The sequence below is a fragment of the Rahnella aceris genome, assembly GCF_011684115.1.
GTDB lineage: Bacteria > Pseudomonadota > Gammaproteobacteria > Enterobacterales > Enterobacteriaceae > Rahnella > Rahnella aceris.
Genome location: NZ_JAADJV010000004.1, coordinates 160375 through 172224, shown reverse-complemented (window position 1 = coordinate 172224; position 11850 = coordinate 160375). Strand labels below are relative to the sequence as shown.

Annotated in this window: 11 protein-coding genes; 2 read left to right on the top strand and 9 right to left on the bottom strand. The window is 53.3% G+C overall.

Annotated features, from left to right (window positions below):
- The first annotated feature begins 9 nt into the window (after positions 1–9).
- The gene (gene glgP / locus GW591_RS19020) at positions 10–2457 is read left to right on the top strand and encodes a glycogen phosphorylase (protein WP_014411488.1); all 2448 of its coding nucleotides are present in this window, start codon (positions 10–12) and stop codon (positions 2455–2457) included.
- Between the two features lie 144 nt (positions 2458–2601).
- Here glgP and glpD read toward each other — a convergent pair whose 3' ends face one another.
- The 5 genes from glpD to GW591_RS18995 form a co-directional block, all read right to left on the bottom strand.
- Positions 2602–4113: a glycerol-3-phosphate dehydrogenase gene (gene glpD / locus GW591_RS19015; protein ID WP_014411489.1), complete on the bottom strand. Its 1512-nt coding sequence runs from the start codon at positions 4111–4113 to the stop codon at positions 2602–2604.
- Positions 4114–4390: 277 nt separating this feature from the next.
- Entirely contained in the window at positions 4391–5149 is a 759-nt protein-coding gene (locus GW591_RS19010; protein ID WP_013573556.1) for a DeoR/GlpR family transcriptional regulator, read from the bottom strand.
- Between the two features lie 9 nt (positions 5150–5158).
- Positions 5159–5992, bottom strand: a complete 834-nt coding sequence (glpG, locus tag GW591_RS19005) for a rhomboid family intramembrane serine protease GlpG (RefSeq protein WP_013573557.1) — start codon at positions 5990–5992, stop codon at positions 5159–5161.
- A gap of 108 nt (positions 5993–6100) precedes the next feature.
- Positions 6101–7369 (bottom strand): type II toxin-antitoxin system HipA family toxin, encoded by a 1269-nt coding sequence (locus tag GW591_RS19000; protein ID WP_013573558.1) that lies wholly within the window; start codon positions 7367–7369, stop codon positions 6101–6103.
- Positions 7366–7773, bottom strand: a complete 408-nt coding sequence (locus tag GW591_RS18995) for a helix-turn-helix domain-containing protein (protein WP_232829664.1) — start codon at positions 7771–7773, stop codon at positions 7366–7368. Before GW591_RS18995 ends, GW591_RS19000 begins: the two co-directional genes overlap by 4 nt.
- Between GW591_RS18995 and GW591_RS24160 the strand changes: the two genes are divergently transcribed.
- A complete protein-coding gene (locus GW591_RS24160) occupies positions 7713–7859 on the top strand; it encodes a hypothetical protein (protein ID WP_223509957.1) in 147 nt (48 codons plus the stop codon). The two genes, GW591_RS18995 and GW591_RS24160, sit on opposite strands and share 61 nt — an antisense overlap.
- 114 nt (positions 7860–7973) lie before the next feature.
- On the opposite strand, the gene GW591_RS18990 is transcribed toward GW591_RS24160, so the two are convergent.
- The 4 genes from GW591_RS18990 to ulaG all read right to left on the bottom strand — a co-directional run bounded on the left by GW591_RS18990 (position 7974) and on the right by ulaG (position 11644).
- On the bottom strand, positions 7974–9164 hold the full coding sequence (locus GW591_RS18990) for a trans-sulfuration enzyme family protein (RefSeq protein WP_166861244.1): 1191 nt from the start codon (positions 9162–9164) through the stop codon (positions 7974–7976).
- A 140-nt stretch (positions 9165–9304) separates the two neighbouring features.
- Positions 9305–9625: a thiosulfate sulfurtransferase GlpE gene (gene glpE, locus GW591_RS18985; RefSeq protein ID WP_037033715.1), complete on the bottom strand. Its 321-nt coding sequence runs from the start codon at positions 9623–9625 to the stop codon at positions 9305–9307.
- Between the two features lie 84 nt (positions 9626–9709).
- Positions 9710–10465: an HTH-type transcriptional regulator UlaR gene (gene ulaR, locus GW591_RS18980; protein WP_013573562.1), complete on the bottom strand. Its 756-nt coding sequence runs from the start codon at positions 10463–10465 to the stop codon at positions 9710–9712.
- Positions 10466–10579: 114 nt separating this feature from the next.
- Positions 10580–11644 (bottom strand): L-ascorbate 6-phosphate lactonase, encoded by a 1065-nt coding sequence (ulaG, locus tag GW591_RS18975; RefSeq protein WP_013573563.1) that lies wholly within the window; start codon positions 11642–11644, stop codon positions 10580–10582.
- Between the last annotated feature and the right edge of the window lie 206 nt (positions 11645–11850).

Here is an 11850-nt window from a genome sequence, read left to right as displayed (position 1 = left end):
TGTAACGCTATGACTTCACCGTTTAATTACAACTCACCGACAGTCAGTGTCGAAGCGCTTAAGCATTCTATTGCCTATAAACTGATGTTTATCATCGGCAAAGATCCGTCTATTGCGACACAACACGACTGGCTGAACGCCACATTGTTTGCGGTGCGCGATCGCATGGTGGAACGCTGGTTGCGTTCTAACCGGGCGCAAACCTCACAGGACGTCCGGCAGGTTTATTACCTGTCGATGGAGTTTCTGATTGGACGGACGCTTTCCAATGCGTTGCTGGCGATGGGTATTTACGACGACCTGAAAAGCGCGCTTGATGAAATGGGCTTTGATCTCGAAGAACTGATCGGTGAAGAAAATGACCCTGGTTTAGGCAACGGCGGACTCGGACGACTGGCGGCCTGTTTCCTTGATTCGCTGGCGACGCTGGCGCTGCCGGGGCGCGGTTACGGCATCCGGTATGAATACGGTATGTTTGCGCAAAGCATCATCAACGGTGAGCAAAAAGAAGCGCCGGATTACTGGCTGGAATACGGTAACCCGTGGGAATTCCAGCGTTACAATACCCGTTATAAAGTGCGTTTCGGCGGACGGGTGCAGCATGAAGGCATCAAAACCCGCTGGCTGGAAACCGAGGAGGTCATCGCCTGCGCCTATGATCAGGTCATTCCCGGCTACGACACCGACGCGACCAACACGCTGCGCTTGTGGGGCGCGCAGGCTAGTAACGAAATCAATCTGGGGAAATTTAATCAGGGCGATTACTTCGCGGCGGTGGAAGATAAAAACCATTCTGAGAACGTGTCCCGCGTGTTGTATCCCGATGACTCAACTTATTCTGGCCGCGAGCTGCGGTTGCGTCAGGAATATTTTCTGGTGTCGGCGACCGTGCAGGATATTCTCAACCGGCATTACACCACGCACCATACTTACGACAATCTGGCCGATAAAATCGCCATCCACCTCAACGACACGCACCCGGTATTGTCGATCCCTGAGCTGATGCGCCTGTTAATCGACGAGCATAAATTCGAGTGGCAAGCCGCGTGGCAAACCGTGTGCAGCGTGTTCTCTTACACCAACCACACGCTGATGAGCGAAGCGCTGGAAACCTGGCCGGTAGACATGATCGGCAAAATCCTGCCGCGTCATCTGGAGATTATTTTCCAGATTAACGATCACTTCCTCAAAGAAGTGGCGGAAAAGATACCCAATGATAATGGCCTGCTGTCGCGTGTCTCGATTATCGATGAAGGCAATGGCCGCAAAGTGCGGATGGCATGGCTTGCGGTCATCGCCAGCCACAAAGTTAACGGTGTGTCTGAGCTGCATTCCGAGCTGATGGTGCAGTCGTTGTTTGCTGATTTCGCCCGTATTTATCCGGACCGTTTCTGTAATAAAACCAACGGCGTGACGCCGCGCCGCTGGCTGGCACTGGCCAACAAACCGCTGTCAGCGGTAATTGACGATGCCATCGGCCAGACCTGGCGTTCTGATCTCAGCCAGCTGGCGGAACTGAAACAGAATCTGGATTACCTGAGCTTCCTGCAGGCAATCCGCAAGGCCAAGCTGGACAACAAAAAGCGGCTGGCGCTGTATATCGCCCAGAAGCTGAATATTGTGGTGGATCCGAAAAGCCTGTTCGACGTGCAGATTAAGCGTATCCACGAATATAAACGTCAGCTAATGAATGTGCTGCACGTCATCACCCGTTATAACCGCATTCTCGAAGAGCCAGACGCCGAATGGGTGCCACGCACAGTGATTTTCGCCGGTAAAGCGGCCTCGGCGTATTATGCGGCGAAGCAGATCATCCGGCTGATCAACGATGTGGCGGCGGTGATCAACAACGATCCGCGTATTGGCAACAAGCTGAAGATCGTTTTCATTCCGAACTACAGTGTCAGCCTGGCGCAACTGATCATTCCGGCGGCAGATCTTTCCGAGCAAATCTCTCTGGCCGGTACCGAAGCCTCCGGCACCAGTAACATGAAATTTGCTCTCAATGGCGCGCTGACTATCGGTACGCTTGACGGTGCCAACGTCGAAATGCTCGAACACGTGGGCGAGGAGAATATCTTTATCTTTGGCAATACCACGCCGCAGGTCGAGGAATTACGCCGCAAAGGCTACAACCCGCATACTTACTTCGAGCAGGATGCCGAGCTGCATCAGGTGCTGACGCAAATCGCCACCGGGGTCTTCAGCCCAGGCGAGCCGAAGCGCTACACCAACCTGTTCGATACGCTGGTCAATCTCGGCGATCACTATCAGGTGCTGGCGGATTACCGCAGTTATGTCGATACGCAGGATAAAGTCGATGAGCTGTATAAACTGCCGGAAGAATGGACGCGCCGCACGCTGCATAACATCGCCAACATGGGCTATTTCTCCTCGGACCGTACCATTCAGGAATACGCCGATGAGATCTGGAACATTAAGCCGGTGAAGTTGTAGAGGAGTCGCTCCCTCCCCTGCGAAGGGGAGGGTTGGGGTGGGGTATTAAGGTCAAAAACAAGATGTTAAGTGTGCATAAGCACTTGTTTTGTCTGTTAAACCCCCTCCCGGCCTCCCCCTTCGCAGGGGGAGGAGCTAACTAAATCAAGACGCCAGCGACAGATGTTTCTTCTGCTGTTTGTGCGTTTCCAGCCACTCGGCGACGCGTTGTTGCTGGGTTTTATCCAGCCACATACCGAGTTTGGTACGACGCCAGATGGCATCATCAAGCTGTGAAACCCACTCTTTTTCCACCAGATAACGCAGTTCAGCTTCGTAGAATCCGTGACCGAAATCTTCGCCCAGCGATTCAAGGCTGGTCGCGTCATTCAGGAATAACTCTGTCTGGCTGCCGTACGTACGCGCATAACGGCGTGCCAGTGATTCCGGTAACCATTTGAAGCGGGAACGCAGATTGGCGCTGTAGGTATCACGGTCTCCGTTCAGTTTCCCGCCAGGCAGCACGGCCGTTTTGGTCCACGCCGGGCCAGCTTTCGGATAGTACTTCACCAGTTTTTCCAGCGCGTGTTCTGCCAGTTTACGGTAGGTGGTCAGCTTGCCGCCGAATACAGAAAGCAGCGGCGCTTTGCCATCCTGATCGTGAACGTCGAGCGTGTAATCGCGGGTCACCGCCTGTGGTGAATCTGATTCGTCATCGCACAGCGGGCGCACGCCGGAATAAGTCCAGACGATGTCTTCAGTGGTCAGTTGTTTCTTAAAGTGGTCGTTATACACTTTCAGCAGATAACCGATTTCATTGTCATCGATTTTCACGTCTTTCGGATCGCCGTGATATTCCACGTCGGTGGTGCCGATGATGGAGAATTCATCCATCCACGGGATCACGAAAACAATGCGGTGATCTTCGTTTTGCAGAATGTAGGCCTGCGGCTGATTGTGTGCACGGGGCACCACAATATGGCTGCCTTTGATCAGACGGATGCCGTATGGCGATTTCAGCTTCAGGCCGTCGTCGAAGAAATGTTTTACCCACGGACCGGTAGCGTTCACCAGACCTTTGGCGCGCCAGGTGAAGGTTTTGCCGGTGTCGATATCTTCGGCTTCCACCATCCACATGCCGTCCTCACGCCATGCGCGGGTCACGCGGGTGCGGGTACGAACTTCGCCGCCACGTTCTTCCACTTCCTGTGCATTGACGACCACTAAACGCGCATCGTCGACCCAGCAATCCGAGTATTCAAAACCTTTGGTCAGTTCTGGTTTCAGCACGGACTCGCTGCCGAATTTCAGACCTTTACTGGCCGGCAGGCTGGTGCGTTTGCCCAGATGGTCGTACAGGAACAAACCGGCGCGGATCATCCAGGCCGGGCGCAAATGCGGCTGATGCGGTAAACGGAAACGCATCGGGAATGCAATATGCGGTGCCATTTTCAACAGCACTTCACGTTCAGCCAGCGCTTCGCTGACCAGACGGAATTCGTAATGTTCCAGATAGCGCAGGCCACCGTGGATCAGTTTTGAACTGGCCGAAGAGGTCGCGCAGGCCAAGTCTTGCGCTTCAAGCAGCAGAACAGACAGCCCGCGGCCAGCTGCGTCGACTGCGATGCCGGTACCATTAATACCGCCACCAATTACGATCAAGTCTTTGGTTTCCACGTCATCTTCCTCCAGATGTTCGCAATAGCTCTTTTATGTTCGTTTTCGCTCACGATTGTAATCGAGAATCGACAAACAAGCCAAGCGTTAACCAAATAAAAACAATTATGCGTGATGAAGGTAACATTTTTGTGTCGGTTTCGAGCAAAATAGCAAGGCGGGGACGAAACCGAACGCCGCTACGCGTGGAATTTTTCGAAATTGTTCGTTTTGCCGGGCAGGGCGGAGGGAGGAAAAGCAGGAGCGCCAGCCGCAGCGCTCCTTAAATGCAGGCAAATCAGCACAGTTCGAGATGCACGTCGTACTTGTCGATGATCTGCTTCACGCTGTCCGGCGGCTGTTTATCAGTGAACAGATAATGAATCAGATCCATTTTGCCAAGGTTGACCATCGCGTTTCGGCCAAATTTGGAATGGTCCGTCACCAGCATCACGCAGCGGGAGTTTTCGATAATCGCGCGTTTGGTACGGGCTTCGTGATAGTCGAATTCGAGCAGCGAACCGTCCATATCGATGCCACTGATGCCGAGAATGCCGTAATCAAGGCGGAACTGAGAGATGAAATCGAGCGTTGCCTCGCCCATGATGCCGCCGTCGCGGGCGCGCACTTCACCGCCTGCGAGGAACAAACGAAAATCCTCTTTGGCTGTCAGCAGCGTCGCGACGTTCAAGTTGTTGGTCACGATGCGCAGATTTTTATGGTTAAGCAGCGCATGCGCCACGGCTTCCGGCGTGGTGCCGATATCAATAAACAGCGTTGAACCGTCAGGGATCTGGCTGGCGACTCGTTCGGCGATACGCGCTTTCGCTTCCGACCACATCACTTTACGGTCGTTGTATGCCGCATTCACCGAACTGGACGGCAAGGCTGCACCGCCATGGTGACGGTGAATTTTATTCTGTTCCGCCAGATCATTCAGATCACGGCGGATAGTTTGCGGGCTGACTGCAAAATGCTCCACCAGCTCTTCGGTGCTGACATACCCCTGCTGGCGGACTAAATCGATAATCGCATCATGGCGTTGTGTTTGTTTCACCCGAATCCCCTACTTATTTTTTTTGTTGCGCGGAGTGCGCGTGTCAACAAATGCCATGATCAGGCCGAGGCCCAGACCAAACGCATGCGCGGCATTCGACACGGCCGCGCCGCCCGTAGCATAGCCAATGAACATAAAAATCAGCGAAATGACCAGTAATCCGCCGGGCACATACAGACGACTTTCCGGTTTCAACTGGCCGGTCAGCCAGGCGTAACCCATCAGCGCGTACACCACACCGGATAATCCGCCGAACCACGAACCGCTGACCATCGACTGGCCCCAGCCGCTGATCAGGGCCGAAATGAGTGTCACGGTGAACAGTTTGCCGCTGCCCAGATGCATCTCAATCTGGCTGGCGAGATACCACCACCATGCCAGATTAATCAGCAAGGCAATAAAGGAGAAATTCATCAGAGCCGGGGTGAACCAGCGCCATAACTGGAAAACGCGCGAACTGTCCGGCCAGGCGAGCCAGCTCATCACCAGTTCGTCGCCGACCATCTGTTGCAGGATAAACACCGCCAGACTCAGCACAATCATGCCTATCGTCAGCGGCCCGGCGCGGCTGCGCAGGGTTTTCAGGAAGGGCGTGTGCGACATCTTTAAATGTGGCTGTGCCTTGCCGGTTTTCCAGCTTGCTTCCTGATAGCGTGGATGCAGGGGATCGCGCACAAACAGCGCCACCTGCTTCTCGGCCTCTTCCAGACGGGATTCATCTTCCAGCCAGAGCTGCACTTCCTGACTTTCGTGTTTCATCGTCAGCGTAAAACCCTGGGTTGCCATGTAATCGACAAAAGCCTGAGCCAGGCGGGGGTTGTTCAGGTTAAGAATGCGCACCATAGCGTTTAGCGGTTTCCCTAATTGTTTGACTGCGGTAATTCATTGTTATGTAGACAGGCGATAATGGTATCGCCTGATTATCTGTCAGCAGGCTTCTGGTTAACAGGGTCATGCTAACCTAAATGCTGATGACATCGCATTTTGCTCGCGTACAGAGAGGCCAATTTTGCTGGCAATCGTTGGCCACTGTCTGACGATTTGCTGGCAGCGACGGATGATATCCAGCGCATCGCTGTTTGAAATCCTAAACACCGGCGCGACAGAAAGCGCTAAATCGAGATCCATCGCATTATCGGATTCGCTGATATTCAGTTTTAATCCTGTGCTTTGCGCCACCGGATTCATGTCATAGGCGGGTGAAAGACGCCATCCTTTTCCCGGTTCCAGTAGAAAACCGTGATTGCGCAGATGATCGTCGGTATTGGATACCAGCAAATTGAACACGATACGCGACCAGAGTTCGCGTAAATCCTGATTTGGCTGCGCGCCCTGATTAATAATTACCGCCGCCAGCTCAAGGTAGCTGATACCTGAAGAGGCGTCGTCGCCATCCTGATGGCCGGTCAGCGTCATCGCCGAGGCAAAGTGTTTACGCTGACCCTCTGTCGTCCGGTCAAAACGCTTCACTAAAAAACAATGATGAGGATTGGCGTAGCGGCGGGCAAGGCTTTCAGGCACATTCAGACCACAGGCTTTTGCCAGCGTATTGACGACCAACTCCCATGCACCGATATCATATTCGTCATTAATGCTGGGAAATTTTGCTATCCACAGATGACCATCTGGTGCGCTGACGCTGGCTTTTGGGCGGGCGCCGCCAAGCGATCCGCCTGGTGCAATCAGTAAACGTAACCATTCATCTCCTGCGGCATCCTGATTTTCACGGTCCTTTTCCAGCGCCCGGCTGGCGGCTTCGAGTTCACGAATTTGAATGAAAGGAGGAGCAGCGACATCATGACGGTCATCCAGAAAATTGCCTTCATCATTGAGCCGAAACCGCAGCGCGCCGATACGAAAACTGTCATGCACGCCCAGCAGGTAATCAGATTCATAAAGACGCTGGCTTGCAGAGGCCACACCTGCCCGTTTTTCACGTTCCAGCCGTCTTTTCATCAACAACCGTCCCCAGCGATCCGGACTGGTATCCGCAAAGGCACCAAAAATATCCTGCCTTTGTGCCGGATATTGGGGGCCAGTGAATAACCCTATTCGTGGATCAAGCTGAAGATGGGCAAAATCAGGATGCTCCAGCGCAGCCTGATCATATTCAAAGGCAAAAATTTCGCGACCTGCAGCCTGATGCACATTGAGATAACCGATGCGCAAAGGCGATGGGAGGGGCGCCCAGTCGGCATACACGGCAATCCTTACCGTCATTTCTTCGTCCTTTTATGGGTTTTTTTACCGGTATTTTCACCACCTTGAAGCAGTGACGCTAATGAACCCGCACTTAAAAAATCATCCTTAGCCCAGTCACTTTCTGTATCCGGTTCATCTTGTTTTAAAAGAGTATTATCTGAGGACACAGAGGAAGGCGTCCGTTTTGAACGGGAGTTGCGTGAGGTGGGTTTACGGGGAATTAATGTAGCGTCCTGCAACTGGCGGCCGAACGGATCATCTTTGAGCAACAAATTGAGATCTTGTTCTACGCCCAGAACCTGCATTACCGCCAGACAGGCACCGAGAGTGACGCCTGTGTTGCCGCGTTCAAGATTGCGCAATGTCATGGGAACCATACCTGCCCGTTCTGCGACCTGTGCTGCCGTCAGTTTGCGGCGCAACCTCGCCAGACGAAGACGATCGCCAAACTCAGTTAATAGCGATTCAGTTGCCGGAAGCAAGGGCGATGTTTTTCGGGGCATGGTAGCAGCCAATTTGAAGTGTAAACTGAAAGTATTATGGCGATATATGCTCTATATCGCCATAATAATTACACTTTAGCATGCAGGAGATGTGATGCTGAGCGTGATTTCAGATCCGCTTAAAGCCCTTCCAGCGCCTGTTGCAGATCAGCAATCAGGTCTTCGGTATCTTCGATACCGATGCTGATGCGCACCAGTCCGTCGGTGATACCGCTCTGGCGGCGAACTTCCGGCGCGACGGCGCTGTGCGTTGTCGATGCCGGATGGCAGGCCAGCGAATCGGTGTCGCCGAGCGATACCGCCTGCGTGATGATGCTCAGCTTATCGAGGAACGTCCGTGCGGCGTTGAGGCCGCCTTTCAGCTCAATGGCCATAATCCCGCCAAACAGTTTCATTTGTTTTGAGGCGGTGGCATGTCCCGGATGCTGCTTCAGCCCCGGATAGAACACGGTGTCTACCGCGCTGTGGCCGTCGAGGAATTCCGCCACCGCCTGTGCGCTCAGCGAACTGGCTTCGACGCGCAGCGGCAGAGTTTTCAGGCCGCGGATCAGCAGGCTGGCTTCGAACGGGCTCAGGTTGCCACCGAACTGCTTCAGACTCAGGGTGCGGATTGGCGTGATTAATGCCGCCGAACCGGCCACTACGCCACCGGTCGCATCGCCGTGGCCGCTGATGTATTTGGTCGCGGAATGCAGAACGATATCAATGCCCAGTTCCAGCGGGCGCGTCAGGTACGGTGTGGCAAAAGTATTATCCGCCACACTGACTGCACCGGCGGCTTTCGACAGACGGGCGACTTCAGCCAGATCGGCGATATCCAGTCCCGGGTTAGCCGGGGTTTCCACCAGCACCACTTTGGTGTTTTTTGTGAATGCCGCTTCCAGTTCGCTCACATGGGTAACGTGAACCGGTTTGATGCCATAACGTGGCAGCAGGTTACGCACCACGCCTTCAGTGCCGCCATACAGCGTGCCGATATGAATGATTTCATCGCCGGGAACCAGCAGGGCAAACAACGTGGCGCTGATCGCTGCCATGCCACTTGCGCAGGCAACGGCGGTTTCTGCACCTTCGAGCGCCGCCAGTTTCTGTTCAAAAACGGCCACCGTCGGATTGGCGAAACGGCTGTAAATATAACCCGGTTCTTCACCGCTGAAACGGCGGGCGCCGCTGTCAAAATCCGGATATGAAAATGCCGATGCGGCGGTGATAGGTGTCGCAATCGCGCCGGTCAGGGCATCGGGCTGCTGTCCGCCATGAACGGCGAGCGTACGCATCCCTAAAGAACGTGAAGTGTTCAGATGTTTCATCTTGGAATCCTGTCGATAGTAGGCAGAAATTATATCAACACTGGAGAAAGGTAGCTTTTTCAGCTTAAGAACATTTTCGGCGCAAACTCATTAGCCTGGTTATAAAGACTATAGCGTGCGCCGGCGTCAATAAAGAGGGATCAGGCTTCAATATCTTGCGGGAAGGTTTGCGACCAGGCTTCGAAACCGCCGTCAACGCTGTAGACCGATTCGAAACCCTGAGAAATCAAAAATTGCGCGGCACCGCGGCTGCTGATGCCGTGATAGCACATCACCAGTACCGGTGTTTTGGCATCGGCCTGCTGGATAAACGCAGGCAGGCTGTCGTTGCTCAGGTGATAAGCGCCAGGTGCATGTGCTGCGCCGAAGCTTTGCGGGTCACGAATATCGACCATCACGGCTTCGCCTGAGGTCAGGCGGGAATGTGCTTGTTCAACGCTGATTGCTTCAAATTGTTCCATTCTGGTCTTGCCTCATAAAAGGTTATGCCGCCATTCTACCCAATAATTGCACAACTAAGACCAGACGAAATACAGGGATAAAGGCTAAACCAGGATCACCTGCACGCCTTTCTGACGTAATTGCCCGATGATTTCATCATTCGCTTCTTTGCCGGTGATCAGCACATCGATTTGTTCGGTACGGCTGAACAGCATGCCCGCGCGCTGGCCGATTTTGCTGCTGTCGACCAGTACCGCCAAATTCCCAACATAATTCAACATCTTCTGCTCGGCCATCGCGGTCAGCATATCGGTTTTGTACAGGCCATCGGCGGTCAGCCCCGCGCCGCTGGTGAACATCCAGTGCCCGGCATACAGGCTGGCATCGCCGTCTTGTGGTGCCAGCGTAATTGACTGACTTTTATTGTACTGACCGCCCATGATCACCACGCTGTCGTGCTCCTGTTCAATCAGATAATTGGCCAGCGGCAGATAATTGGTAATGACCTGAATGTCTTTTCCGCACATTTCACGGCCGAGCAGAAACGCCGTCGAACCGCAGTTTATCACCACGCTTTCACCCGGCTGGCACAGTTCGGATGCCGCTTTGGCGATGCGCATTTTCTCGTTGAGATTGTGCGTCTGATGGATATTCAGCGGTGTCCAGTTCTGGCGTGGCTGATTCACGGCTTCAGCGCCATTGCGCACTTTCCGCAGTTTGCCCAGTTCGTTGAGCTTGGTGATGTCACGACGCGCCGTAGCGGGTGAAATATCAAACTGATCAATCACATCAGCGACGGAAATCTGCCCCTGACGTTGCAGCAGATCGAGAATAGCGTTGTGGCGTTGTGGCTCAGTCATGGTGGCTCCGCAGGTAAATAGGTGATTACCGCGTGATTATAAACGAGCAGTAATGGCAATTACATGGTTTATAAAAAAGCGGAGTCTGTTGCCTCCGCCTGTTCATAACATACTTTATAAGAAAGACTTGAATGGCAGATCAGTCTCGGTAGTAAAGCAGTCGTCAAAGCCACGCGGATAGTGATACTCGAAGTTATCCTTATCATCCGGATACGTGAATTTACCGCCGACCTGCCAGATAAACGGCTTGAAGCCGTATTTCAGGCGATCTTTTTTCATCTCCCACAGCACGCGGATTTCCTGCGGATCGGCCTGGAAATTCGACCAGATATCATGGTGGAACGGAATAACGACTTTGGTGTTGAGGGATTCCGCCATGCGCAGCATATCGACGCTGGTCATTTTGTCGGTCACACCACGCGGGTTTTCGCCATAAGAGCCGAGCGCCACGTCTATCTGATATTCGTTACCGTGTTTGGCGTAGTAGTTGGAATAGTGCGAATCGCCGCTGTGATACAGGTTACCGCCCGGCGTTTTGAACAAATAATTCACCGCGCGCTGATCCATCATATCCGGCAATACCCCTGCGGCTTTCTGGTCTGCGGGCAGGGTGATCAGCACCGTGCGGTCGAAAGAATCCAGTGCGTGAATTTCCACGTCTTTGATCCTCACCACTTTGCCCGGCGTCATCACGATGCAACGACTGGCGGGCACGCCCCAGCTCATCCACAAATCCACACAGGTTTGCGGGCCGATAAAGGGCACGTCAGCAGCACAGTTTTGCATGACCGCGGCGGCCACGTTCACATCGATATGATCGTTATGATCGTGGGTGGATAACACCGCGTCGATCTCCCTGATCGCAAAGGGATCGAGCACAAACGGTGTGGTGCGCAGATTTGGCTGGAGCTTCTTTACACCGGCCATGCGCTGCATCTGGTGGCCGGTTTTCATCAGCGGGCTGCTGTGATTTTGCTTGCCGACGCCACACCAGAAATCGACACAAATATTCGCGCCGCCCTCAGACTTCAGCCAGATCCCTGTACAGCCCAGCCACCACATGGCAAAAGTGCCCGGCGCGACCTTTTCCTGCTCGATCTCTTCGTTTAACCAGGTGCCCCATTCCGGGAAAGTGCTGAGGATCCAGGATTCGCGGCTGATCGTTTCTACTTTGCTCATAGTATTCCCTCATCTGAGTTGGCTTTGAAATAGAGTCACAATAAATCATTTAGTGATTATATATGATTTGTTTGTGAGAACTTATCATCGAAAATTCATAATGACAATGATTATAAACGAGCGATTTTTAGCATTAAGCAGGGGGTGACAAAGGAGGATGGGAGGATTTCAGGCGGTTTTCACATGCCTTTTTTTGTAGTATATGG